The sequence below is a fragment of the Coriobacterium glomerans PW2 genome (assembly GCF_000195315.1).
Taxonomy (GTDB): Bacteria; Actinomycetota; Coriobacteriia; order Coriobacteriales; family Coriobacteriaceae; genus Coriobacterium; species Coriobacterium glomerans.
The window spans coordinates 384,287-410,144 of sequence record NC_015389.1; the positions used below are offsets into that span (position 1 = coordinate 384,287).

Below are 25,858 nucleotides of genomic sequence, written 5' to 3' on the forward strand. Positions count from 1 at the left end.
ACGGGAAAGCTGATTGGTGCGATCGATCTTCCCGAGCGTCGCACGAACCTGTGCTTCGGAGGTAAAAGGGGAAACCGACTCTTCATGGCATCATCGTCATCGTTGTATTCACTGCACGTCGACATTCGTGATGTTGGCAGGGGTTCTTCGATATACGATTGAATTTCGATGAAATGCGAGCACCCGCTTCTCAACGTCAGGAGCGGGTTCTTGCATGCTTTTTTCAGAGAGCGCAGCATGTCTTGCCATACTTTCCGTATCGAAACGCTTTACCATGCCGATGCCAAGATATTGAAGGATCAGGGGAAGCATGCTTCTTCTTGATCGCAATAATGAGCCGAGGTGCACCGTCTTCTATCTGGCGGCTGCCGCTCATGGTGTTCTCAAAACTAATCTAGGTATCGATACGTTACCGCTGCATGAGCAAATCGAGCATGATGTGGTTGGCAAAAGCGTGAGCCATGAGTTCTTTCGCATGGCGCTTGATTTCCTGTATCTGCTCGATCGAGTCTCTGTCGATGAGAGAGGAGGGCTTCATGTACATCAAAACGCTTCGTATTCATAATACGATCAGCGAGTGCGTGATGCGCGAAGTCTCCTTTCATCAAGGAGTAAACATCATCGTCGATGCAGAGGACTCGCGAAAGCAAAACAAGGTCGGCAAGACCACGTTTCTGAAGCTGATCGATGTTCTCATGGGGGCAAAGAACCGAAAGAACGTGTATGCCAATCCCGGAAACGAACAACACGGTTATCAAGCTGAGAGATATCATCACAGAAAAGCTCGTTGCAGCTGAGATGACGCTTGTCGATCGGCTTGATACCAGAGCTCGGTGTAGAGTTGGCAGAATTGAGTTGAAAGTCGATCTTTTTCCACAAGGCAACTATTACATCAATGGAAAACGGACTCCGCCCGTCGCGTATCGAGAGTCTCTTAACAGATTTCTGCTTGGTAACGATAGCGATATTCTGACGTTTCGCCAGCTCATCAATTCATTTGTGCGGGTATCGGTCGAGGGCGACCGCGATGCGTTTCTTCGCACTGTTGAGCGCACCAGCGTTGTTGTCTATCGGAGCGTCTATAACTATCTGTTCGCTATATCGGATCTCGAGCTTGACAGCAAGCTTGACTCGCTAAATAGTGAGAGAAGCAGAACGATCGAGCCGCTCAAGCGTCACAGGGATGTGCTTGATGTCAATGAAATTGATGAGCAGCGGCAAGTGCTCGTTGGTCTCGAGCGTGAATACGAGCAGACCAAACAACGCGCGGACGATATCATTGATGCTGGGGAATGCCGCCGCAATCGAAAGGCGCTTGCAAGGGTGTGCTCGGAATATATGAAGCTGAGCGATACGCTAAGTGAGCTTGATTACCGTATTGAGAAATCCAGTGCAGCCCTTTACCAAGCGCACCAAGAAAACGCGCGACAGGCGGATATCAGCCTTTCCAGGCGCTTCTTTGATGAGGTGTGTCCCATGATTCCAGAGGTCAAGAAGACGTTTGAGGACATGGTTCGCTTCAATAGGTCTCTGTGCGACAACACAATCTCATATTGCGAATCGCTTCAGAAGAAACTCGAAGATGAGCGGGTGTCCGTTCTCGCACAGAGAGATGGTCTCACAAAGAATAAAACCTTTCTCTCGTTGGTTGCGGATGACAAGATCGATGAATACGAGCACCCTTTATCTGCGCTCATGGATCTGAAGCAGCAGATCGGTGAACGAATGGAAGTTATCGCCACGATGGAGAGCTACGACGAGGAGCGCAAACGGATTGATGAAGCGATCGAATCGTATTCGACCGGCGGATCCGCCCGTACATACGATGAAACTGGTTTTCAGGCAAGGATGGACTTCTTCAACAGCTTTTCCCTCCGCTTGCGGATCGGATAAACGGCGAGAAGCCCATGTTGGTATATTCGCCAAAGACCAAGGAGTTTCCCGTATCGATCAACGAGCTTCTAGGAACGAGTACGGGGACCAAGAAATCTCTTATCGTCGCGTTTGACCTTGCATGCCAGCAGTTCGCGCGCGAGAACGGCATCCGCACGCCGCAATTTACCGTCCACGGTGTGGTCGAGAGCGTCGAGGGCCCCGGCCTGAAGACGATCATCGATGTTGCGAACAACTGAAGTTTCCAGTATATCGTCGCCGTCCCCAAGGAAAAACTTGATTCCTCGCATTCGTCTGCCGCCGACCAACAGCGACTTCAGATCATCCAACTGTCTGATGACGACAGACTGTTTGAGGGTGTGAGCGCCGAGCAAGCAGAAGCTGACCATGCCCCGCAAGAAGAGCGGCCATGTGAATGGTCAAGGCAGATAGATTCCTCTGTATCATGATGAATAAGAGCGATGGACTGCACGTACTTCTTGTGATTTTCTCTCGAGAAGCCGAGCTAAGAGAAGATACACATCTTTTGCCGACGTGGCTGCGTGCAGCGGCTCGATATCAGCATCGGTACATGCTCGGATGGGCTGTCTGGCATGCAGATAGCCAACTCGCTCGGACAAGAAGAAATCAAGCCGGACATTCGATATCAAGCAGCATACTTGCAGCAACCTCGCTCATGCAGGAGCCGCTTTTCCCTATTTCCCGAGCATGCCGACGCGGTGCCAGCACTTTTGTGTAGATCAACAATATATGGTATTCTGTACAGCATATTGCACGACCGCTTGTATGCGACATCCACCGGATCGGTGCGCCTCGCAGACGCGAATGCACGTCAGGGATGGGAGACGGCCCATGAGATGTCGCTTGAAGAATGAACGCGAACAAGGCGATCGCACTGCCCCCGCCGCGCGAATGAAGAAAAACACGGGGGGGGGGGCTTCTCCCGGACCATCCCGCGGCCGCGATCTGATCGCGTAGACCTCCTCGATCGCACCCACCGGGGGACGGGACGTCCCGCCAGCCGGCATCGGCTGGCCTCCATCGTTCTCTGCGCGGCTCTGACCGCGTTGCTTCTCGTCGGCCTGTGCGCGCGAGCAGAGGGCGCCGAAGAACGTGGGCAACAGATCCCGCCGAACCAGATAACCGGTAAAAGTCCCGACCGCGCCGCCCCCTTGGACGATGCGGGCCAGAAACCCGCGGCGGTGGGCGACACGTTCTCATTTCCCATCAAGGTGGGTACCAAGGCAGAGGTACCGTGCGAATTCAAGGTCACGAGCCCTGACACCGTCCAGGTGGGCAGAGGAACCAGGACGGCTATCTCACCGGGCGAATCGGGAGCGGTCGTTCTTCCCTCCACGGTGAGCTCGAACGGCGTGGCGTATCGAGTGACAGCCATCGGAAGCAGTGCTTTCAAGGGCTGTAGTCTCATCACGACGACGGGTCTGAGGCCTGACGACACCATCACGGAGATCGGTGGTGAGGCCTATCGCAGTTGCGAAGCTCTCACGGAGACGGGGCTCGCGAACAACCCGAATGTTACGAAGGTCAGCTATTACGCCTTTTTCGGTTGCACCAGCTTGAAGACGACCGGCCTCGGCTCGAACAGAGTTCTCAGCACATTGGGCGAAGGCATGTTTGCCTCATGTACTGGGCTTGAGCACACCGGACTCGCTACGAATGAGGTCATCACCGATCTCAACGGCGCGTTCAGTGGATGCGAGGGTCTGATCGAGACCGGCCTCGCTGAAAACAAGACGATAACGAAGCTGACCGGAGGTTGCTTCTACGATGCGACGTCGCTGGTGAGCACGGGGCTCGAGAGCAACGATCACATAACAGAGCTGGGGAAAAGCGACTTTGCCCACTGCACGAGCCTGAAGACGACCGGGCTCGAGCACAACGTGGTGCAGAAGCTCGGTGACTCCACGTTCTGGCAGTGCATCTCCCTGGAGTCAACCGGCTTGGAGACCAACACCAAGATCAAAAAGCTGGAAGATATGGAATTCGACATGTGCGAAAGTCTCAAGAGCACGGGGCTCGAGTCGAACCAAACAGTCTCCGAGATGGGCAGTTACGTCTTCACCGGTTGCACCTCGCTGCTCTCGACGGGTCTGGAGGCCAACGCCACGATTATCGAGATTCCGCAGGAATCGTTTTCGGGTTGCACGGCGCTCACCTCGACCGGGCTCGAGAAGAACCAAACCGTGACGACCCTGTTCTACTTCGCGTTCAAGGGCGACACGGCGCTCACCTCGACCGGCCTCACCTGCAACCGCACCGTATCCACCTTTTACTCCGAGGCGTTCTCTGGCTGCACGGCCCTGGGTATAGCCGATGACGTGACCGGGCAGGCCAACAAGGGCGATCTGGTCCTGAACCAGCCCGACTCCGGAGGCAAGCTCGTCTTGTCGGCCGACCTGTTCAAGGGATCGGGCTACGCCTCGCTGTATCTCATGTGCGACAAGGACCGGCTGGCCTTTTATCCGGACATGACCTTCTCCGATATCCCGCTCGAGAAGGTCTACGTTCCCGCCTCGTGGGCGGGCACCGACAGCTGGACCATCTGCGGCAGGACCTTCTCGGTATCCGACGGGACCCTCGTCATCATGGATCCCATCCAGTCGCTCTCGGTTGATCGAAAGCACATGACCTCGGACGCGGCGACGCTGAGCCTCTCGGCGAACGCGTCCTTCGAGATGGTCCTGTCGGGCGCGAGCTCGGGGAGCCTCGGCACGTACCGCGTATCCGTCGACGCGGCGGGCGCCCCCCAGCGGGTCAGCGTCGACATCCCCTCCGGATCGGGGCTCGGTCCGGCGGCCGACGCGCTCGCCGCGGCGGTCTGCCCCGAGACGCCGGTGGCGTATCCGGCCGGCTCGCGCGGCCGCGGCTACAACGAGTCGACCGGATCCGCGAGCTGCGCGATCGCAGCGGTGCGCTACGACGTCAGATTCGATGCCAACGCCGGGGTGGGATCGATCCCGGATGAGGCCATGGCATACGGTCAGAGCAAGAGGCTGAGCGCGAACGAGAACCTCATAACGAGGGAGAACTATGTGTTCAGCGGCTGGAACGCGAAAGCGGACGGCGGCGGAGACGGCTACGCCGACGGGGAGGCCGTCTCGAACCTGACGGATCTCGAGGGAGATGTCGTCACGCTGTTCGCCCAGTGGGAATCGGCCGTCTCGCTGCCGCTCGTCATCCACGGCCATGCGCTCGCCGATGGCGGCGGGGGAGCGGCGCTTCCGGGCTGCGGCTTCGCGCTGGCCTCGCAGCCGGATGAGGACCACGAGATATACAGCGTCTACACCGACGAGGCCGAGACGAAGCTCGTGGAGCGCTGGCCGATGATGACGGATGCGAACGGAGATCTGAATCTCTACGGCCTCTCTCCGGGCACCTATCACATCTTGAACCTGACGGCGCCGGCGGGCTACCAGCTCATGGCCGAGCCGCACGCCTTCACCGTCTTCGAGGACGGCGGGGTGAGCGTCGACGGCGGCGATCCCGTCAAGCCCGAGGACGGGGTCGTCCGCATCGGCGTCGGCTTCGGGATCAATCCGGCTCTGCCCGGCACCGGCGGGCTCGTCCGGCCGCAGCTGGTTGCTCGCGGCGCCGCCGTGCTGGCGCTGTGGGCCGCGCTGCTCGCCCTCCGCGTGCGGCGCGTCGGCTGAGGCCCGCGCGCGAGCTCGCCGGCTGATACGGCGATCGCGATGTCATCATGGCGCGCCGCGCGCACCTCCCGATGGCTGGAGGCGACCGCTTCGGGTATGATACCTGAAGTTGCAACCCGCTGATCGGCAGCACTGCCCTCATGAGCCCTTGCCCCGCACTCCTGGGGAGTTATTATCGGGCATGAGGGCGCCGATGAGCCCATATCCCAGGAGGGGGCTTTTCATATGAAAAGAGAATATCTGGCGTCGACAGAGGAAGTGCTCTCAGAGCTGTCATCCGATGAGAGAGACGGTCTTGCCGAGAAAGCCGCTCGTGAGCGCATGGAGCAGGTGGGACCGAACAGGCTTGAGAAGGACAGCGGCGACCCCCTTTGGAGACGCTTTATCGCCCAGATGGCGGATCCGATGATTCTGCTGCTGCTCGCCGCTGCCATCATCTCGGCGCTCACCGGAGCGGTCCAAGGTGGGGAGGGTATCGCAGACGTCGCCATCATCTTGTTCGTCGTCGTCGTGAACGCCGTTCTCGGCGTCGTCCAACAGACCAAGGCCGAGGCTGCCTTGGATGCCCTGCAGCAGATGTCCGCCGATCAATCGCGGGTCGTGCGAGAGGGAGCTCTGCGCGAGCTGCCCTCCGCCGATCTCGTTCCCGGTGACATCGTACTGCTCGAGGCCGGCGACTCGATCCCGGCGGATGCCCGCGTGCTCGAGTCCGCATCGCTGAAGATTGAGGAGTCGGCGCTGACCGGAGAGTCGCTCCCGCAGACCAAGGGGATCGAGCCCCTCTCACCGGTATCAGGAGATGATGACATCTCGCTCGGTGACCGCACCAATATGGTCTATATGGGCTCGGCTGTCGTCTACGGTCGGGGGCGCGCCGTCGTCACCGCGACGGGCATGGACACGGAGATGGGTCGAATCGCCGGCGCGCTCACGACAGCTAAAAAGGAGCAGACGCCGCTCCAGATCAAGCTCGCGCAGCTTTCGAGGATCTTGACGGGCATGGTGATTGCGATCTGCGCTGTCATCGTCGTCGTCGACTTGGTTCGTCATGGCGCTCAGCTTCTCTCTCATCCCGCCCTCATGATCAACACCTTCATGGTCGCCGTGTCGCTTGCTGTCGCGGCCATTCCCGAGGGGCTCGTCGCGGTGGTGACCATTGTTTTGTCGATCGGGGTCACCAAGATGAGCCGCCGTCACGCCATCATTCGCAGGCTCACCGCCGTCGAGACCCTGGGCTCGACGCAGATCATCTGCACAGACAAGACGGGCACGCTCACGCAGAATCGGATGAGCGTAGTCGAGCACGAGCTGGAAGGGCCGCAGGATCTGCATCTGAGGGCGATGGCTCTGTGCTCTGATGCCGTATGGGACGCCGAAGCAGGCGAGGCCACAGGTGAGCCCACGGAGAGCGCCCTGGTGAACGATGCCGCCGAGCACGGGTTCTACCGATCGGGGCAGGCGCGGCGCTATCAACGCGTGGCCGAGGTCCCCTTCGACTCCGCTCGAAAGATGATGTCGGTGGTCGTCCAGACACCCGACGGCCGATTCGAGCAGTACACGAAGGGCGCTCCCGACGAGATCCTGAAGCGATGCACGCGGGTGATGCGCGCCGACGGCAGCTCGACCGAGATGAGCGCCGCCTGTCGAGACTCGATTCTCGCTCGGAACAAATCCATGGCGGACAGAGCACTTCGCGTGCTGGCCGTCGCCGTCCGCTTTCATGCGGAGCGCCCCGCTGCCGATGAAGTCGACGCTCTTGAGCGCGATCTTGCATTCGTCGGCCTCTCGGGTATGATCGATCCGATCCGACCCGAGGTCGCAGATGCCATCGCCGAAGCGAAGGGAGCGGGCATGCGTCCGGTCATGATCACCGGGGATCACATCGACACGGCGATCGCGATCGCACGCGATCTCAAGATCATCGATTCCAAGCTCGAGGCGCTCACCGGCTCGCAGCTCAGTCGGATGTCCGATGCCGATCTGCGCGAGCAGGTGACCCGCTACAGCGTCTACGCCCGTGTGCAGCCCGAGCACAAGACCAGAATCGTTCGCGCCTGGCAGTCGCGGCACCGCGTCGTCGCCATGACCGGCGACGGCGTGAACGACGCCCCCTCCATCAAGCGAGCCGACATCGGCATAGGAATGGGAATCACCGGCACCGATGTCACGAAGAATGTCGCGGACATGGTGCTCGCCGATGACAACTTCGCGACCATCGTCAGCGCTGTCGAGGAGGGCCGGCGCATCTACGACAACATCCGCAAGGTCATCCAATTTCTGCTTTCAGCCAATCTCGCCGAGGTCTTCTCGGTCTTTTTCGCCACCATGATCGGCTTCACGATCTTCCAGCCCGTCCAGCTTCTGTGGATCAACCTCATCACCGATTGCGCTCCGGCGCTCGCGCTCGGCATGGAGCCCGCCGAGGGCGATGTGATGAAGCGCAGACCGCGATCGGCCAACGACGGGGTCTTCGCAGATGGCATGGGGCTCGATTGCATCGTGCAGGGTATCGTGATCACCGCCCTCGTCGTGGTCTCGTTTTTCATCGGCTCGTATCTCGAGGTCGGCACACTCGACTGGGCTGCCATGATAGACGGTCACGCGGCGCTCGAGGGGACGACCATGGCCTTCATCACCTTGTCGATGGTCGAGATATTCCACTCGTTCAACATGCGCAGCCGCCGAGCCTCGATTCTCGGATTTCCGAATCGCAACCCCTGGCTGTGGGCGTCCGCGGTGCTGGCCCTGGCGCTCACATCCGCGGTCGTGGAGATCGGGCCTTTGGCCGAGGTCTTCGGGTTCAGGGAGCTCTCCGTTGAGACCTACGGAATCGCGCTTCTGCTGGCGGTGCTCATCATTCCGGCCATGGAGCTGTACAAGGCGATCATGAGACGCCAGAAGCGAAGGGGATGATGGGGCCCGCGCAGCGGGGCGATGCGCTACACTGAGCGAGTGATTGCTCGCTGATGAGAAAGACGGATCTGGAGAGGTGCATGACGAAGGCGGGATCGAGACGACATCGGCAAGAGCGCGTCGGGCGCACGCGGACACGCGACGCGCGTTCGGCGAGGCCTGCACCTCTACAGGATGTTCCGACGTTCTCCGATCTGCGTCTCGATGATGTTCAGCTCGCAGCCCTCGAGCGCCGCCGCGAGCAAGCCGAATGCCCGCAGAATCTGCATCCTGCCTGCGTCGTCCGTCTCGATCGGGGCCTGCCCCAGGTGGTCACCGAGCGCGATGTCATTCGCGCGGAGCATGCGGTGGCATTTGCCCATGACCGCGACGTTCTGCCTGCGGTGGGCGACTGGGTCGTCGTTCGATGCACTCCAGGGCACGATCAGGGCGTCATCGAAGAGGTCCTGCCGAGACGCACCACGTTTGGACGGTGGCGCGGCCGCAACCGCGCGCAGCGACAGGTGCTGTGCGCCAACGTTGACACGATCCTCATCATGCAGGCGCTCGGCGCAGGTGAGCTCTTGCTCGACCGCATCGCTCGCTCGCTCGTTCTGGCCAACGACTGCGGGGCGCGTCCGCAGGTCGTTCTCACGAAGGCGGATCGCTGCCCTGCTACCTGGCGCGATGAGGCGATCGCGCGCGTCAGCCGCCTCGTGGGCACCGGTGGGCACGTCATCGTGACCTCTGCGGCCAAACGGTCTGGGTTGGAGGCAGTGCTGGCTGCGGTTCCACCGCTCTCACTGGCCATGACCCTGGGAGAGTCCGGTGTCGGCAAATCAACTCTTGTGAACACCCTGCTCGGCAGGGAGACGCTCGCGACCGCCGATGTGCGCGCCCGCGACGACGCGGGGCGGCACACAACGGTCGCCCGCGTGCTCATCGCGCTTCCCGGAGCCGGCGTCATCGCTGATGCGCCCGGCTTGCGCAGCCTTCAGCTCGTCGGACACGAACGCGGCCTCGCGCAGACATTCCCCGAGATCGTTCGCGCCTCGTCCGCTTGCCGCTTCAGCGACTGCTCTCATAGGAGGGAGCCGGGCTGCGCGATACGCGCTGCCGTGGATGAGGGGAAGATCGACCCGGTGCGTCTGGACGCCTTCCTGTCGATCGCAGAGGAGATGCGCGTGTCCGCCCAGAGCCTTGATCCGGATATCCATCTGTAAGACGGTCCGCCTGAAACGGAAGCGATCCGCTCGATGGACCGCGGCCTTTCGGCTCTTCGCGAGCACGGTGCCCGAAAGGGCACGCGCTTTATTGACGCGGCATGTCAGGTGAGCTGCTGATCTGCAGGTTTGGAAAACGACAAGATATTGGTAAGATCGGCGGAGACAACCTTCGTTTCTCGTCCCCCCTCCACGCTTTCTCTCCGATCATATGAGTCGAGGGGCCCGCTTCGGGCCCGACCGGTTCTCATCGAGAGGGGGCGTCTTGAATCGAACGATTCGCATAGCTCTGAGCGTCGCGTCAGGAGCTCTGGCGATCTTCCTCTCGCTGTCCTACGCCTCCTCTGTGCGCTCCGAGGCGGATCGCGTTCAAGCCGATGCCCTTGCCAGATACGGCGGGGATCTCGTCTCGGTATGCGTGGCGACGCGCACCATCGAGCCCGGTGAGACACTCGACGAGACCAATGTTCAGGTCAAGGAGTGGGTGGCGAGTCTGCTGCCGCAAGGTGCGGCAACTTCGCTTCGGGATGTCGCGGGGACGCGTGTGACCTCGCGCGTTCCCAGCCACGCGGTGCTGTGCCCCGTCTACACCGAGACATCCGGGGAGACGCTCGATGTGCCATCGGGCAAGGTGGCGGTTTCTGTACCGGTCGATGATCAGCATGCGCTGGGTGGAGCGGTCGAGTCTGGAGACACGGTCGATGTGTACGTCTCCAAAGACGGCCTCTCCGATCGGCTGTGCGAGGCGCGCATCATCGACACGAGTTCGCGCGACAGCAGCGCGGACACCGCTATGAAATGGGCGACCCTGGCTGTCGACCCCGATACCGTCAAAGAGCTTCTGGCTGCGATCGCACGCGGCTCGGTCAGTCTTACGATGCCGGCGCCCTCCACCGATGCGAAGGCCTCGGCAACTTCGGGAGGTGGACGCTCATGAGGCCCGTCTGGTTCGCATGCTGCTCATGCGCGGAATTCGGCATCGTGCACAACGAGGTCCGGACTCGCGATCCCGCGGCCCAGATTCTGCGCATCCAAGCGCTCTCCACGGTGGCGAGCGTGATGAGCTCGTTTCCCGGACAGTGCGCTGGCATCGTCATCTATGCGTGCTCGGGGAGCGACGGCGAGCTTGAACGCGGCATAGCCGAGCTTTGCGCGATCGATTCCCATCTCAGGATCATCATCGCGCTCGACCGACTCGATCCGGCGTATATCGCGCGTCTGTTCCACGCAGGCGCCTCAGAGGTCATCGCGGCAGGCGGGGGAACCCATTCTACCGAGAGCGATAACAAGGCATACACGGAGGAGAGGGCAGACAAATCCGAGGTATGCCCCCCTGAGCGCGATGACGGCAGATCCGGGGGGCCCGCTGAGGCCACAAGCTGCGACCCTAAGCGACTCCGGGCCGCCGGTCCGGCACGGGCCCCTTGGGATATCGATCCGGACGGACTCGATCGCGACGTTCCCTTCGAGGAAACTGATCTCTTGCCAGACGAGGCGGACTGCGACTTCGAGAAGCTCGCAGCGCGTTCGAGGGCGGCAAAGGTCTACGGTGCTTTTGCCGGGCGCGCAGAAGAGCCAAAGGATCCCGGCGAGACGGCCGGAACGACGCGGGTTCTGGGCGAGTGCAATCGATTCGAGTCGGCAAGTTCTCCAGGCGAACAGCGGCCGTCTCAGCCATCAGGCAAGCTCACGGCAGCCGCTCTCGAGCAGAATCCATCGGCTGCGCGGGCGGGCAGCGTCGATGCGCGCGTCAGCTCGGAAAAATCGCACGCGCCCCTCATCGCGGCGATATCGGGGCGCGGTGGTTGCGGCAAGACGACCATCGTCGCCTCGATGGCCTGCTGCGCCGCCCAGCTCGGTCTCAGATGCGCCGTGATCGATCTCGATCTCATGTTCGGCAACCTGTACGACCTCATGGGTCTGGACAGCGCCAGCGATCTCGCTGCGCTCATTCCCTGCGCGGCAACAGGTGCCCTGCGCGAAGAGGACATCGTCAGGACGTCGATGCGCGTATGTCCGGGTCTCTCGCTGTGGGGCCCGCTCGCGGCGCCCGAGCAGGCCGAGCTCATGCATCAGCCGGTTGAGATGCTCCTCGAGACGCTTCGACGCGAGTCGGACGTGGTTCTTATCGATACCTCGACATTCTGGGGGGATGCCGTCGCAGGTGCCGTCGCCCTCAGCGATCGGTGTCTGGTGGTGGGAGATCAGGCGACCTCCTCTCCCGTCTCGGTCAAGCGTGTGATATCGCTGGCGAATAGCATCGGTGTTCCTCGCACTCGTATGACCTGCGTCATCAACCGCTTCGGATCCCAGATGTGCAAGGAGGACCACGCGATGCGCCTTGAGATGGCAGCGGCGCTCAGCTCCAAGGCGCGCATACTCGACGGAGGCGCCGACGTGCCCGGAATGCTCTCGTTCGGTCGCGTCCGCGAACTCATGGAGCACTCGGGTGCCTATGCCGATAGCGTGCGTTCGTTCACGCTGCGCACGCTCGCGGAACTGGGATGTCGCGTCGATCAGTGGGCGGCTCAGCCGACCCCCGAATGCACTCGACGGGGTCTCGGCCTGCGGCTGCCGTGGGCGAGGCAAAAGAGGAATCGATCATGAGCGTCCTCGAACGCGTCGAGGCGCATTCGGGCGAGCGACGTCGACCGGTGTCGCTCGGTCTGCCGGCGCGTCGTCGCAGCGAGATCAAGGCGCAAGCGAAGCGAGACATGATGGAGCGCGTCGGTTTCGCCGAGGTCGCCCGTATCGCCGCCTCTACGGATGCCGCGCGCTCACGGGAGGAGCTGCGTCCGGCGGTCGAGGCGGTGCTCAATATCGTGGACCACGCCGAGCTGGTAGAGGACGACCGAGCGGCCATCATCGCGGAGATCTTGGATGACGTGGTGGGGCTTGGTCCGCTTCAGACGCTTCTGGAGGACGACTCGGTGAGCGAGATCATGGTCAACGGATGCTCGTCGGTCTTCTTTGAGAGAGCGGGTGTGATTCATCCTCTCCATGGTCTGTTTGAAACCGATGAGCAGATCCGCATTCTCATCGATCGCATCATCTCGCCGCTTGGCAGGCGCGTCGACGAGCGGAGTCCGATCGTCAACGCGCGGCTTCCCAGCGGCTATCGGGTGAACGCGGTGATCCCGCCGGTGGCCATCGACGGTCCCGCGCTCACGATCAGGAAGTTCTCGGATCGCATAACCTCGCTGACCGAATTGATGAATCTGGGGTCGTTGCCGCAATGGTACGCGAGAATGCTGTCCTGGGCGGTGAGCCTCAGGCAGGATCTGGCGGTTGCGGGAGGAACCGGATCGGGTAAGACGACACTGCTCAACGCCCTGTCCTGCGAAATCCCGATCGGGGAGCGCATCGTCACCATCGAGGACTCCGCCGAGCTGAAGTTCGGGCGCCACCCCGATGTCGTGCGTCTGGAGGCGCGCTCGGCTTCGATCGAGGGGGAGGGCGCGGTCACCATACGCGATCTCGTGACGAATGCCCTGCGCATGCGTCCAGACCGCATCGTGGTCGGCGAGGTGCGCGGCGCCGAAGCCATAGACATGCTGCAGGCGATGAACACCGGACATGATGGCTCCCTGACGACTCTGCACGCCGGCACTGAGGAGGAGACGGTGGTGCGCCTCACCCTGCTCGCCAGATACGGAATCAATCTGCCGTCGGATCTCATCGAGGAGCAGATCGCGATGGCTCTGGACGGAATCGTGATGTCGGAGCGCGAACCGAACGGCCGCCGTTTCGTGGCCTCTTATTCGGGGGTGGAGCGCGGTGCCGACGGAGGAGTGGAACTCGAACGCTACGTCTCGTTCGACCGGGCGACGGCTTCTTGGGAGCTTGTGCGCGAGCCGCCGTTTCTGGCGGAGGCTGTTCGCTCGGGGGCGATAGAGGAAGAGGAGGTCGCGTCATGGAGACGATCGTGCCCTGCGTCATCGGCTTGCTGAGCGCGCTTTGCACCGCTTCGATCCTGATGCCGCATGCGGCATCGAGCGCGCGTCCCGTATCGAGCAGATTCGATCTGCGCGCATCGCTCGGGCGCATGCGCTTGCATCTGGCAGATGCGGCGACGCGCCTGGGCTCTCGCGTGCCGGCCGGTCTGCTCGAGCGCGAGCCGCTTCGCGCCTGCGCACGAGAGGCCGCAAGGTTGCTGAGGCCTGCCGGATCTGTCGGAAGCACCAGCGTTCGAGCAGATGCCGGAGCGCTCATCCTGGTCTGCGCCGCAGGATCCGCCGGCACCGCCGTCGTCTCCGGTTCTGCACTCGGCGCTCTTATCGGCTTGGTCGGGACGCCGGCTGCTCTGTCGATGCGCGCTGCGGGAAGACAGCGCGCCCGGGCGCGCAAGCTGGCCTCTGCGATGCCCGAGGCGTTCGGCGCCCTCGCCATCGCGCTGGGCTCGGGCCATTCTCTCGCGCAGGGCATGCGCTTCGTGGGCAGCCATGCCGAGGAGCCCGTCCGAACAGAGTTTCTGCGTGCATCGTTCTCCATAGTCTGCGGGATGTCGGCGACGTCGGCCCTCGATGAGCTGCTCGCGCGATTGCCGGCACCAGGTCTCGACCTCGTCGCTTTGGCGCTCAAGGTCTCTCAGCGAACGGGTGCGCCGCTCAAGGATCTTCTCGCTGAGGCCTCTGAGATGGTCGGCGATCGCATCGAGCTCGTGCGCAGGCTTGAGGTGAAGACGGCACAGGCGCGCATGTCGGCGCGCATGGTCGCGCTGATGCCGGTGGCGATGACCTGTATTCTGGCGTTGCTCTCGAAGGACTTTCAACGGGGTCTGACGACGGCACCGGGCACCGTCTCGGTCGTCGCGGCCCTTGCGCTCAACGCGGCGGCATGGATGATAATCCGGCGCATCATGGATGTGAGGATCTGATGGGACCCATTTCAGCGGACTGCGCGTGGGCGGCAGCTATCGGGGTCGCATGGGCGCTTGGCAGCTGGCTCGTCGCGGGATGGACCGAAGCCGACCTCGCTCGGGTGCGCGCTCAGCTGAGAGCGCTCATCAAAGCCCTATCGCATGCGCTCGAGGTCGTCGCGACGAGCGCGCGCGCCGTCGCGCGCCGTCGCTTCGGCACCGTGACATCGCCCTCGGTGCGCGCACGTCCCGGTGAGGTGTCCGAGATGATCGATATCGTCAGACTCGGCCTGTCGGCCGGGCTATCCTTCGATGCCGCGCTCGAGCTGTTCTGCGCCAACAGGGCGACGTCGCTGGCGCGGCGCATGGCGCAGGCCTCGCTGGCGTGGCGGATCGGATCCGCCACACGCGAGACCGCGCTCGCCGGCGCCGCGACCGATCTGGGTGCTCGCTCGCTGGAGTCGTTTGCCGTCGCCGTCAGTCAGGCGCTGGCGCTCGGCGCGCCGCTCACCGAGACTCTCGCGGGGCAGAGTCGCGAGATACGCGCGGCCCACCGCGCCGAGGTCGAGCGCGATATAGAGCGTGCACCGATCAAGCTGCTCATACCGACGAGCGCGCTGATTCTGCCCGCGCTTCTGCTGTCTATATTGGGGCCGCTGCTCGCTGCAAGCGGCATGATGTGAGGAGGAACCATGGAAGGAAAGCGAATGCAAGTGACGGTTGCCATCGCGGCCGTGAAATGGCGTCTGCGCGAGCTTGTCCGCAGGATCGATCTGGGCGTGCGATCGGGTGCGCGACTGTTGCGCGAGCAGCGCGCACAGGGGACCACTGAGTACGCGATCCTGGTGGGTGTTCTCGTTGTGCTGGCTATCTTGGCGATCGTGGCGTTTCGCGGCAAGGTGGAAGAGCTGTGGACTTCGATACAAGATGGCATCAACAAGCTGTGAGCGGGTCGCGCAGACAGATGCGACCGGTGGTGCATGCTGCGCTCGCGCTGTGCTGCGCGGTCGCGCTTGCCGCGCTGCTTGCCGTTGCCCGAGGGCGGCCTGGGCGCGACGATGGCGCGTCCCGCGCGGCGTCCGGGGAGGCGACGCCGGCTGCGGCTGCGGGCGAGGGACACTCGATCGATACCTCGTCTGACTCGTTTCTGGATGATCTGGCGGATGCGACCGGCGTCTCGCGGGAGCCCTCTGAGAAAGACGGGCGGCAAAACGAGATCACGGCGAGCTGGACCGAACGGCTCGGTCTGAGCGAACTCGCAACGAAGGTGCTTTGCGCCTACAGGGATCATCCGTCCTCAGAGCTGGTATCCAGTGGCTTTATGGACATAGAGGGCAACGTGTGGGCCGCGCTCGTGCGCGATCCGCACGGATGGGTCGATATCGTGACGGTCTCCTCGGGCGACGATGACAGCGTCGCGATGGCGCGCGTGGTTCGTCTGCTGCCGAGTGATGCGTTCGATGGAGGCTCGCGATGAGGAGGGAAACGTGGCATGCGACATATGCGGATCTTTCACAGGGCCCGGGTTTGCTCCGGGATCGGCTGCCGACGCCCGATACTCGATGCGCGCTACAAGATCGGCGAGCAACTCGCGCAGGGCACCGTCGAGTACGCGCTCACGACCGTCGCGCTCATCGCGATCATCGTCGCTCTGGCCCTGCTCTGGCGCTCCGGACAAGACGGCGCGCTCGCGAAGCTGGCCGAGAAGGCGGCATCGCATGCGCTCAGCGGTACCGGTCCTTTGGATATCGCGCTGTTTTGAATCGGTCCGGGATACCCATGCCCAGGCGAGCGTCGAGGCAGCCGTGTTGCTGCCCGCCTTTCTCATCATCATCCTGCTCGCGTTGCAGCCGGTGTGCGTGCTCTATACCCGCGCTGTCATGGAATCTGCCGCAGCGGAGACGGCTCGGCTCATGATAACCGCGCCAGGAGATGAGCAGAACAGCTACAAGGCCTTCACCTTGAGGAGGCTCGCGGCCGTCCCCGATGTGTCGATCTTTCATGTGGGGGGACCGCTTACATGGGATATCAGCCTCACGCCCTCCGGCTCGGGCAGCACGACGCGCGTCTGCGTGAAGGGACGGTTGAAACCGCTGCCCGTCATCGGGGTGTTCGCGACGGCTCTGGGAAAGACGAACGAGGATGGCGACGTTGAGGTCAGCGCAGAGGTCGCCTATGAAGGCAGACCCGGATGGCTGGAGGGCAGCTATGAATCGTGGATCTCGGTTTGGGATTGATCTGTTCATCGAGGAACGAGCCTATACGACACTGGCCTCGGCGGTCTCCATCCTTGTGGTGCTCACGCTGGTGTTTTCCGCGGCGACCGCGGTGTGGAGCATGTCGCGCGCCGGCGATGCGCAGGTCTGCGCTGACACCACGGCCCTTGCGGGGGCAAATGTCGTGTCCTCGTATCATACCGCTGCGACAGTCGTCGATGCGAGCATCCTCTCGCTTGGACTCGCTGGTTTCTGCACGACGGGGGCCGGTCTTGTCGGCATGCTCGTTCCCGGTGCCCAGGGCCTCGCTGGCGAGACCGTTCAAGCGGGCATCCGCATGATCAGGATGCGAAACGATCTGGCGACGTCGGCCTCGCGCGGGCTCAAGAGGCTCGAGGGTTCGCTGCCCTTTCTCATCGCTGCGAACTCGGCGCGCCTGTGCGCGGCTCAGGGCACCGACTCGGTCAAATTCACCGGTGTCGCCCTTGCCGCACCCCGAACGTCGGCGTCGGAGTTCCCCGCCATCGATGGCGACCAGATAGACACGGATGATCTTGAGAAAACCTCGGGGGAGCTCGACGAGGCCGCCAAGGAGCTCAAAGAGGCTTCCGAGCAGACAGCGAGTGCGAAGGAAGCCGCTTGGCTGGCGGATTGCGGCCGCTCGGGCATGAACATGCGCGAGCGCGCCGCAGCGCTCTCGAATATTCCGGATGCCGAGAATCCGAACTACGCCTCCAGCATCACCTGGGACCCCTCGGTCGCTCTGGATCGCACGCGCGCCTATTATCGGTGTCGGCTCGACGCCGAGGCACCGGAGGGCTCGAGCGTGGAGCAGCAAGTTGATTCTGCTGCTCGAAAAGCGTTTTACGAGTACGCTATCGAGCAGTTTCGCGATGCGCGCATCACCGAACGCGACGGCCGCGTCAGCTCGACGGTGCACCTTCTGCCCAAGAACACCGAGGAGGTGAAAAAGACCGCGCTCTTTACCGACGCGCGCTGGCCAACCACGACAGAAGACGGTGGCCTCACCCTTCATTTCTCAACTGCATGCCCCGGAGCGAAGGGGCCGGCGGGTCCGATGAGTTCGCTTTCCTCCATCGAGGACGGTCATGTCAGACAATGTCCGATCTGCAAGTTCTGCATCGAAACTCTTGGCCGCACGCCTGCGGCCTCAACATCGATCGACAATGGCTTCGAGTATCACCTGCGAGAGTTCACGCTTGCTCTCAACAACTATGTGAAGTGCCGCAACAGAGAACTTGAACTCGAACGCAAAACGAAACATCAAGCGGACTCAGCGGGCAATGCGTTTGACGAAGCGTTGAGCAAGCTGGCCGGCAAACGTCCCCGCATCGCTCCGCCTGGTCGCAACGGCTGTCTGGCTCTGGTGGTATCGGGGGAGGCCCGCTCGCCGGACGATCTCGACAGCGATTTCTCCGAGCGGGTCGCGTTGTCGAGTCGAGGCGCCGTCTCCGCGGCAGTGCTCGCGCCAGACAAATCGAGCAAGGAGAACAACGTGCTCTCGGAGTTTTTCAGCTCGCTGCGCGCTCGGACGGGAGGAGGGGGCGCCATCGGATTGATCGACGACGTCATGGGGCTGTGGGGCAAGCTCCTCGTCTCCTACGGAGACCTGGGCGGGAAGCTCTCAGATCTCACGCATGAACTCATCGGCGGTCTCTCATCCTGGGGTCTCGGCCCGATCGCTGAATGGCTGGGAGACCGCGTCGAGGGGGCGGTGCGCGGTCTCGGTCTCGAACCGGTCGATCTGAGTCTCAGAAAGCCCGTGCTCACCGACTCGGCCAAGGTGATCGCCCACTCGGATATGAAGGGGATCTCCGACATGCAGGACCTGCTGCGATCCATACCGCTCGGTACGACCGATCCCGCTGCGATCGCGAAGGCGCTCAGCTACGAGCTCGGCGAGCACCTTGATTCACTCACGTTCACGATAGCCGAGATACCGCTTCCGGGCGGAGGATCGATTCCGCTCACGATACGGTTGCGCGATCTGGCGGATTCGTCGGCGTCGGGATCATGAGCCATCTCATGCGCGAGGAGCGCGCGCAGGCGACCGTTGAGATGGCGGTCGTGGTGCCCGTGCTCATCGTGCTCGCGCTCATCGTCTACAACATCATGATCTTCGTCTCGGCAGTCGCTCGCTTCGACCGCGTGGTTCCCGATATCGCTATCGCTCAAGGTATCTCGGTGAGCGCATCCAGCAACAGAGATTCTGCCGATGCCGAAGCTCGTAAGGCCGTGAAGACGCAGATCGAGCATGCGATGGATGGCTACGACGTGCAGATCCAGGTCGCTTCCGACGCCGGGAAGGAAGATGGAGACTCGATGCTCGCTCTCGTGGGCGCCACCAAGACCTATGTGTGCACCATGCGCTATTCTCCGTGGCCGAGCAGATTGTCGATAGCCGGGATCGATTTGGGCGCGCCCGCGATACTCTCCCATGAGAGACGTGTCACGGTCGACCCCTGGCGACCGGGGGTGCTGATGTGAGGAGGCGGAAAAACGAGCGCGATGCAGAAGTGATAGCCTCTGCTTTTGTTCGCGCGATGCACGAGCTCGGCTGGTGCGACAGGCGGCTCATCGTGGCACATGGCTTTTTTGAACGGTTGGTCGGGCTGCTCGGGTGGGCGCCGAGCGGGGTGGCTGATGGATGCGCGCCGCCGGTCATGGCGTTCCCCTGCTGCTCATCGGTGCACACATGGTTCATGCGATGTCGCCTCGATATCGCATTCCTGGATCGAGCGGGACAAATACTCAAGGTGGAGCGAGCTGTCGCTCCATGCAGGCTGCTCACGTGTTCGGGTGCCGTGCATGTTCTTGAACGGCCGTGCGATGGGTCTTCGACAGGCTCGATCAACGAATTCTCGGGTGTCGCGAACACTTGATCAGCCGCAGATCAAGATGAATCCCGGCCGAGATCGATGCCTTGATGAAGGTTTTGGAAGGCCGAGAGCGCCGGCGCATGCGGGCGAGTCATCAGCTTCGGCGTCGCTTCCCTGAACCATCTCGTGAACTTCGCTATCATTGTGCAATCGGTTGCACGAAGGGATGGTTGACGATGACGATGCGCGACGTTGCACAACTAGCAGGGGTCTCAAGTGCGGCGGTGTCGCGCTACCTCAACGGTGGCTATCTCAGCGAGGAGAAGCGCGAGCGGATACGATTGGCGATCGAGCAGACCGGATATGCTCCATCTGCGCAGGCGCGCTCGCTCCGGACGGGGAGCAGCAGGATCGTCGGGGTCATCGTACCGAAGGTCAACTCGGAGTCCATAGGCCGCATCACGGCCGGCATCGGACAGGTGCTTCGCGAACAGGGCTATCAGATGCTGCTGGCGGATACCGCGAACCATCCGGACCGCGAACTTGAGTACCTGCAGACCTTTGAACGTCATCCGGTCGAGGGGATCGTGCTTGTCGGTACCGTTGCGACGGGCAAGCACCTCCGAGCCATTCGAACGTGCATGGTGCCCGTGATAGTCGCAGGTCAGATGATGCATGGAGCAAACTGCATCTATCATGATGATTATGGTGCCGCCCGCGATCTCGCGGCGCATATCGCATCCCGCCCGGACGTGGGAAGGATCGGCTATATCGGCGTCACCCGCACCGATGCCGCAGTCGGTGCGGCTCGCCTCAAAGGCTTCACCGCAGGGTTGAAGGCGCAGGGACGCGCACTCGAAGGAGGGCTCTATCGAGAGGCCTCGTTCAACGTTGAATCTGGATTCGCATGCGCTCAAGAACTGCTTGAAAGATTTAATGATATCGATTTCATATCGTGTGCAACTGATATCATCGCCGCAGGAGCAATTCGTGCATTCGATGAACGCTTTGGAGCGGGAACGGGTGCCAACCATGTGAGCGGATTCGGCGACAACCAGTTGCTGCAAGCTGTGACCGGAGGAATTCCCACAGTACATTTCGCTTACAAGACCAGCGGTATCAAAGCGACTCAGATGCTTCTGGGGCTTATTGCAAAAGAGTCCGAGGTCGCCATGCAGATGAAACTCGGCTACACGTTAGTCGGGGTCTAGCTATCTCGTCCGTTGTCCGCTTACCGTAGATGACAAGCCGTTCGCAGATTGATGCAACGCCTTTGCGAGTTTTAATATGAAATCGATTACAGTAAGATTCTCGGAATGCTTCATCCGAAGAGACTCCGATAGCTCAAGGGAAGGGGACTGGCATGGATTACCGCAGGATTGCAACGGAGATACTCCATTTGGTCGGTGGCTCGTCAAACGTGGTCTCTGCCGCGCACTGCGCCACGCGTCTGCGTCTGGTCGTCGCAGACAACAGCATGATCGACAAGGGTGCGATCGAGGAGGTCGAAAGCGTCAAAGGCGTGTTCGAGGCGCAGGGTCAGCTTCAGATCATTTTAGGCACCGGCACCGTCAACAAGGTCTATGAGGAGTTTATCGAACTCGGTCACCTTGATGCCTCCTCGAAGCAGGAGACCAAGAATGCAGCAGCAGAGCACCAGAACATCGTTATGCGCGCCATCAAGCTGCTCGGCGATATCTTTGTTCCGATAATCCCGGCGATCGTCGCCTCGGGGCTGCTGCTTGGAATCATGAGCGCCCTCAATTTCATGAACTCCAACGGGTTCATCGAAATCGATACGAATGGTTTCGTCTATCGGATCGCGGATCTGGTGTCGGGCACCTCGTTTACATTTCTCCAGATCCTGATCGGCTTTTCAGCTGCTCAAGCATTTGGCGCCAACCCATATCTGGGGGCGGTGGTGGGCATGGCGCTTATCAATCCGTCGCTGCAGAGCGCCTATACGGTCGCATCCGACGGCGTCAAGACGCTGGTACCGGTGATACCTGGCGTCTACAGCTTCGATTGGGTCGGCTATCAGGGCCACGTCATACCGATCGTCATAGCTGTCGGCATTCTTGCGGCAACTGAGAAACGTCTCCACAGAATCGTTCCCGAGATGTTCGATCTGTTCGTGACGCCGCTGGTATCGGTGTTCGTAACCGTGCTTGTGACACTTGTTGCCGTCGGCCCGATCTTTTCGTGGGCGGAGAACGCCATCCTCTTTGTGATCCAAGCGCTTCTCAGCCTCCCGTTCGGGATCGGCGCCACAATCATCGGCTGCTTTTACGCGCCCACCGTGGTGACCGGCATCCATCAGATGTACACGGCGATCGATCTCGGGCAACTCGCCCAATATGGGGTCACGCACTGGCTGCCCATAGCATCGGCTGCCAACATCGCACAGGGTGGCGCCGCGCTCGCCGTAGCGCTCAAGACGAGAAGCGCCAAGATCCGCGGATTGGCGCTGCCGTCTGCTCTCTCGGCGTTCATGGGCATTACCGAGCCTGCGATCTTCGGTGTGAACCTGCGTTTTGTGAAGCCGTTCATCGCGGGATGCATCGGGGGCGGCGCGGGGGCCCTCGTCTGCGCCCTCACGTCGCTCGCCGCCTCGGGAACGGGTGTCACCGGAATCTTCGGCATCCTTTTGTGTCTGGCGCAGCCCGTGCAGTACGCGATCATGTTTCTTGTCGCGCTCGCGGTGTCGTTTGCAATCTCCTTTGCGCTGTATCGCGACGAGACAACTTCCAAAAGCTCTGAGAATGCCTGAGGAGAAAGTGCTCGTGGTTCCGCCACCGAAGAATCGCGTGTCGTTGCAAGACGTGGCCTCTCGAGGTTGCATGTGCCGCCGGCCGGCTCGCTCGTGCGGGCGCCGGAGGAGGCGCATCCGCGGTGAGGTCGCAAGACGCTTTGCGGGTGCGCCCGCCTGTATCCGCGCCGTTTGTTTGGAATATGAGATGCATCACGAAACAAGCCGTCTATGAGCAATCCCCTTCAGCGCGAACTGACACGGCTCGTACGCAGGACGGAGCTGGATTTTGAACGGCGCGGTCACGGGCGTTTCGGGCAGCGCTTTCATCTCATGCCACCGGTTGGCTGGCTGAACGATCCGAATGGCCTGTGTCAAAAAGACGGGATATTCCATGCCTACTTCCAGTACGCTCCGTTCGACGCGCGCGGCGGGCTCAAGTTCTGGGGGCACAGCACGAGCCGCGACCTCCTGACATGGGATTATGACCGCGCCGTGCTGCTGCCCGATGAGCCGTTCGACTGCCATGGCGTCTACTCCGGCTCAGCTATCGTATCCGATGATCGCATCAGCGTGCTGTATACGGGCAATGTCAAGCGGGACAGCTCGGATGCGTCATTCGATTACGTGAGCGCCGGACGAGATGCGGCCACGGTGCTCGTCGAGTCGGCAGATGGCACGCACTTCGGATCAAAGCGCGTGGTGCTCAGCGGTGAGGACTACCCCGGCGATCTCACGTGCCACGTACGCGATCCCAAGATCTGGCGAGAGAACGATCGCTTTCTCATGGTCCTGGGCGCGCGACGGCGCACAGGGTGCTCGGTTCGCGAAGACAGCGGCCGTCACGATGCCCGTTCGAAGGAGCGCTCAGATCGCGGCGAGGTCTTGGTCTATGAGTCTCGCGACCTCAGAATCTGGACGTTGATAAACCGCATCACATCTGCGGAGCGGCTCGGGTACATGTGGGAATGCCCTGATTGCTTCACGCTGCCCTGTGAATCACCGAGGCCTGATCGCCCTGTTCGGGTGCCGGATGAGATACCTTCTGCTACGAGCCCCTCTGCAGCCCGGGGAGCTTCTATCACGCTGCTTTCCTTCTGCCCTCAGGGATTGGCGGGCGAGCCCTGGGACCGCCGCAACCGCTACCAATCCGGCTACGCGCGATTGAGAGGTGGCATCGCGGGAACGTGCGAGGTGGCAGACTTCGAGTTGTGGGATGCAGGGTTTGATTTCTATGCCGCCCAGACGTTTCAGACGCGAGACGATCGCCGTATCCTCATAGGCTGGATGGGCATGGCGGATGTGGATTCCTATGGAAACGATCCGACGGTAGCCGATGGGTGGCAGCATTGCTTCAGTCTGCCGCGCGAGATTCACGCCACCTCGAGCGGCCGCGTGCTTCAACGCCCGGTACGCGAACTGGATGCTCTCCATGGCCGCTCATCCACTGCGACAGGCTCTATGAGGACGGGTGTCTCAGCCGCCTTCGATGTTGAGATATCGCGCATCTCGAAGCAGTTCAGCGCCCTGCTTCACGGCGAGCTCCAGCTGAGCTGGAAGCAAGCTGAGGCGGGTCTTCCCACGCGTTTCGAGATGCGATTCGTCGACCCCGCTCGCAGCTCTGCCGGATGCGGTCGCAAGCTGCGATGGGAGCCGCTTGAAAATCTCGCGTCGGTTCGCATCGTGGCAGATACATCGTCTGTGGAGGTGTTCGTGAATGATGGGGAGCTGGTCATGTCCACCCGGTGCTATCCTCGAGAGCGAAGCCTGTCTGTCTCATCTGCGGACTCGATCATTCGATATCGAGAGATCGGCTAGCTCGTCTCGGATCTCGACTGCGATGACGACATCGATGTATATCCACGGTGATCGATCGGATGCGGGGGACCGGAGGCACAGAGGGCGTCCAACCGATGCTGAGGCACGGTGTCGGGCACGCGGGGCGGCACGTGGATGAGATCTTCGCCTCGTTCCCGATGTTTGCTGTCGACCAGAAAGCCCTTGACGCGAAACACGGGTTTGGTATAGTAATCGGGCTGTGAGTTTGTGTTGTTGAACGGCCAGATAGCTCAGTCGGTAGAGCAGCGGACTGAAAATCCGCGTGTCGAGGGTTCGATTCCCCCTCTGGCCACCCTCAAGTTCTTCGTTCGGTCGAGCTGATCTTGAGACATCGCCGCGTGCGAACAGCTCAGCACGATCAAAGTTCCATTTGGCACCGCAGACAGCTCTCGGCTCCGCATGGAGCGTTTCACACTCGTGCCGCAAGCCGATCATGCGTCGATCGAGGTGCCCCGGCGCATTTCCCGCGTGTTTCTTAACGAACCTTATGAAATGACGACGACTCATCTCGCTATACTCAGATACAGCACAGAGATCGTCGGTTGAGATACGCTGACGTGCGAGAAGCAGCCGGCCCGCATCAGCGCGCCGGGGAGGGAGCGGAGACGAGATGCGAGAGCGGATTCGAGGTGTCAATCTCTCGGGATGGTTCATCCCGGAGCCTTGGGTCACCCCATCGCTGTTCGCCGCTACCGGTGCTTCGAACGAGATCGAGCTTCAAGCTGCGCTCGGGTCGGTCACCTATACCGAGCGGGTCCGCCGACATTACGAGACATTCATCGGCGAGTATGACTTCCGCCGCATCGCTGCGATCGGTCTCGATGCCGTGCGCCTTCTCGTTCCCTGGTATGCCTTCGGCGCTCAGGCGGTCTCGGAGAAGTTCGTTCCGGTTGTTGACTACATCGACCGCGCGATGGAGTGGGCGCACAAATATCACTTGGGTGTCCTCATCGATCTCGCGACCGTTCCCGGTGGACAGGGCAACTCGAGCAGTTCGCCGAGCACGCCGGAGTCAAGCGCCGATTGGCACTCTTCGACCAACGGCCGACATATCGTGCTGGATGCGCTCGAGCGACTGGCGAAGCGCTACGGCACCTCTGAGAGCCTGCTGGGCCTGGAGCTGCTCGACGCGCCGACCATGAGCGTTCGCGCAGGCATATTGAAGAGGACGGATGGCATACCGAGTCACTATCTCAGGAATTTCTATCGCGACGCATACGAGCTCGTCCATCCGCATCTGGCGGCGGACAAGCTCATCGTGTTCTCCGATTCGGGGCACCCCAGCGCGTGGCGTCATTTCATGAACGCGCCGCGGTATCGCAACATGTGCATGGATCTGCATCTGTTCCATTACACCGATGAGACCGCGCAGGATATCACGAGTCCGCGCGGGCTGTCGCGCTCGATCGCGCGCAACCGCCGCCAGATCGCTGCCGCGCGGCAGTCTGGATTTCCCGTGATCATCGGAGCATGGTCCGGCGCCGCGGTTTTCGCGGCAGCCTCGTTGACGCCGGAGGGCCGTTCGGCGTTCGAGCGGGTGTTCATCGCAAACCAGCTCGCTTCGTTTTCACAGACCGCGGGTTGGTTCTTTCAGACATGGAAGACCGAGAAGCGTCTCGACGCCTGGGATGCGCGCATCGCACTGGGCACGCTCGAGCGCGCGATGCTCGTCTAGCG

General features: G+C 61.6%; 24 protein-coding genes and 1 tRNA gene. 24 read left to right on the forward strand and 1 reads right to left on the reverse strand.

Annotation, left to right across the window (positions count from 1 at the left end; all coding sequences use genetic code 11):
- Positions 1-108 precede the first annotated feature (108 nt).
- The gene (locus CORGL_RS09770; RefSeq protein ID WP_041738506.1) at positions 109-312 is read right to left on the reverse strand and encodes a hypothetical protein; all 204 of its coding nucleotides are present in this window, start codon (positions 310-312) and stop codon (positions 109-111) included.
- On the opposite strand from CORGL_RS09770, the gene CORGL_RS09555 reads away from it, so the two are divergent.
- The 24 genes from CORGL_RS09555 to CORGL_RS01805 all read left to right on the forward strand — a co-directional run bounded on the left by CORGL_RS09555 (position 311) and on the right by CORGL_RS01805 (position 25,856).
- The gene (locus tag CORGL_RS09555) at positions 311-565 is read left to right on the forward strand and encodes an ABC-three component system middle component 6 (RefSeq protein ID WP_013708195.1); all 255 of its coding nucleotides are present in this window, start codon (positions 311-313) and stop codon (positions 563-565) included. The genes CORGL_RS09770 and CORGL_RS09555 overlap by 2 nt on opposite strands.
- A complete protein-coding gene (locus CORGL_RS10055) occupies positions 537-797 on the forward strand; it encodes a hypothetical protein (protein ID WP_245526930.1) in 261 nt (86 codons plus the stop codon). Before CORGL_RS09555 ends, CORGL_RS10055 begins: the two co-directional genes overlap by 29 nt.
- Complete coding sequence (locus CORGL_RS01700; protein ID WP_245526931.1) at positions 724-1,893, forward strand: hypothetical protein; 1,170 nt, start codon at positions 724-726, stop codon at positions 1,891-1,893. The genes CORGL_RS10055 and CORGL_RS01700 overlap by 74 nt, the downstream gene beginning before the upstream one ends.
- A gap of 14 nt (positions 1,894-1,907) precedes the next feature.
- On the forward strand, positions 1,908-2,132 hold the full coding sequence (locus CORGL_RS10060) for a DUF2326 domain-containing protein (protein ID WP_245526932.1): 225 nt from the start codon (positions 1,908-1,910) through the stop codon (positions 2,130-2,132).
- A 933-nt stretch (positions 2,133-3,065) separates the two neighbouring features.
- Positions 3,066-5,564 carry a leucine-rich repeat protein gene (locus CORGL_RS01705; RefSeq protein ID WP_172633511.1) on the forward strand — a complete coding sequence of 833 codons (2,499 nt, stop codon included), beginning with the start codon at positions 3,066-3,068 and terminating at the stop codon, positions 5,562-5,564.
- A gap of 225 nt (positions 5,565-5,789) precedes the next feature.
- Positions 5,790-8,477: a cation-translocating P-type ATPase gene (locus CORGL_RS01710; RefSeq protein WP_013708197.1), complete on the forward strand. Its 2,688-nt coding sequence runs from the start codon at positions 5,790-5,792 to the stop codon at positions 8,475-8,477.
- A 53-nt stretch (positions 8,478-8,530) separates the two neighbouring features.
- Positions 8,531-9,679, forward strand: a complete 1,149-nt coding sequence (rsgA, locus tag CORGL_RS01715) for a ribosome small subunit-dependent GTPase A (RefSeq protein ID WP_245526933.1) — start codon at positions 8,531-8,533, stop codon at positions 9,677-9,679.
- Between the two features lie 265 nt (positions 9,680-9,944).
- Positions 9,945-10,616 carry a Flp pilus assembly protein CpaB gene (gene cpaB, locus CORGL_RS01720; protein ID WP_013708199.1) on the forward strand — a complete coding sequence of 224 codons (672 nt, stop codon included), beginning with the start codon at positions 9,945-9,947 and terminating at the stop codon, positions 10,614-10,616.
- Positions 10,613-12,286: a CpaE/TadZ family protein gene (locus CORGL_RS09300; RefSeq protein ID WP_013708200.1), complete on the forward strand. Its 1,674-nt coding sequence runs from the start codon at positions 10,613-10,615 to the stop codon at positions 12,284-12,286. Before cpaB ends, CORGL_RS09300 begins: the two co-directional genes overlap by 4 nt.
- The gene (locus CORGL_RS01730) at positions 12,283-13,629 is read left to right on the forward strand and encodes a TadA family conjugal transfer-associated ATPase (RefSeq protein WP_013708201.1); all 1,347 of its coding nucleotides are present in this window, start codon (positions 12,283-12,285) and stop codon (positions 13,627-13,629) included. Before CORGL_RS09300 ends, CORGL_RS01730 begins: the two co-directional genes overlap by 4 nt.
- Complete coding sequence (locus tag CORGL_RS01735) at positions 13,593-14,555, forward strand: type II secretion system F family protein (RefSeq protein WP_013708202.1); 963 nt, start codon at positions 13,593-13,595, stop codon at positions 14,553-14,555. The genes CORGL_RS01730 and CORGL_RS01735 overlap by 37 nt, the downstream gene beginning before the upstream one ends.
- Complete coding sequence (locus tag CORGL_RS01740) at positions 14,555-15,220, forward strand: type II secretion system F family protein (RefSeq protein WP_013708203.1); 666 nt, start codon at positions 14,555-14,557, stop codon at positions 15,218-15,220. Before CORGL_RS01735 ends, CORGL_RS01740 begins: the two co-directional genes overlap by 1 nt.
- Positions 15,221-15,229: 9 nt before the next feature.
- Positions 15,230-15,484 carry a hypothetical protein gene (locus CORGL_RS01745; RefSeq protein ID WP_013708204.1) on the forward strand — a complete coding sequence of 85 codons (255 nt, stop codon included), beginning with the start codon at positions 15,230-15,232 and terminating at the stop codon, positions 15,482-15,484.
- Complete coding sequence (locus CORGL_RS01750; RefSeq protein ID WP_172633512.1) at positions 15,481-16,014, forward strand: hypothetical protein; 534 nt, start codon at positions 15,481-15,483, stop codon at positions 16,012-16,014. The genes CORGL_RS01745 and CORGL_RS01750 overlap by 4 nt, the downstream gene beginning before the upstream one ends.
- Positions 16,015-16,029: 15 nt before the next feature.
- Positions 16,030-16,299, forward strand: a complete 270-nt coding sequence (locus CORGL_RS01755) for a hypothetical protein (protein WP_013708206.1) — start codon at positions 16,030-16,032, stop codon at positions 16,297-16,299.
- Entirely contained in the window at positions 16,256-16,774 is a 519-nt protein-coding gene (locus tag CORGL_RS01760; protein WP_013708207.1) for a TadE/TadG family type IV pilus assembly protein, read from the forward strand. Before CORGL_RS01755 ends, CORGL_RS01760 begins: the two co-directional genes overlap by 44 nt.
- Positions 16,746-18,791: a hypothetical protein gene (locus CORGL_RS01765; RefSeq protein ID WP_013708208.1), complete on the forward strand. Its 2,046-nt coding sequence runs from the start codon at positions 16,746-16,748 to the stop codon at positions 18,789-18,791. The genes CORGL_RS01760 and CORGL_RS01765 overlap by 29 nt, the downstream gene beginning before the upstream one ends.
- On the forward strand, positions 18,788-19,261 hold the full coding sequence (locus CORGL_RS01770; protein ID WP_013708209.1) for a TadE/TadG family type IV pilus assembly protein: 474 nt from the start codon (positions 18,788-18,790) through the stop codon (positions 19,259-19,261). The genes CORGL_RS01765 and CORGL_RS01770 overlap by 4 nt, the downstream gene beginning before the upstream one ends.
- Before the next feature lie 56 nt (positions 19,262-19,317).
- Entirely contained in the window at positions 19,318-19,656 is a 339-nt protein-coding gene (locus tag CORGL_RS10170; RefSeq protein WP_425358162.1) for a DUF192 domain-containing protein, read from the forward strand.
- A 173-nt stretch (positions 19,657-19,829) separates the two neighbouring features.
- Complete coding sequence (locus CORGL_RS01780; RefSeq protein ID WP_013708211.1) at positions 19,830-20,804, forward strand: LacI family DNA-binding transcriptional regulator; 975 nt, start codon at positions 19,830-19,832, stop codon at positions 20,802-20,804.
- Positions 20,805-20,956: 152 nt separating this feature from the next.
- Positions 20,957-22,363, forward strand: a complete 1,407-nt coding sequence (locus CORGL_RS01785) for a PTS transporter subunit EIIC (RefSeq protein WP_013708212.1) — start codon at positions 20,957-20,959, stop codon at positions 22,361-22,363.
- A 210-nt stretch (positions 22,364-22,573) separates the two neighbouring features.
- Positions 22,574-24,160, forward strand: a complete 1,587-nt coding sequence (locus CORGL_RS01790; protein ID WP_013708213.1) for a glycoside hydrolase family 32 protein — start codon at positions 22,574-22,576, stop codon at positions 24,158-24,160.
- A 240-nt stretch (positions 24,161-24,400) separates the two neighbouring features.
- Positions 24,401-24,473: transfer RNA gene (locus tag CORGL_RS01800), tRNA-Phe, on the forward strand.
- Positions 24,474-24,791: 318 nt separating this feature from the next.
- Positions 24,792-25,856: a glycoside hydrolase family 5 protein gene (locus CORGL_RS01805; RefSeq protein WP_013708214.1), complete on the forward strand. Its 1,065-nt coding sequence runs from the start codon at positions 24,792-24,794 to the stop codon at positions 25,854-25,856.
- The last annotated feature ends 2 nt before the right edge of the window (positions 25,857-25,858 follow it).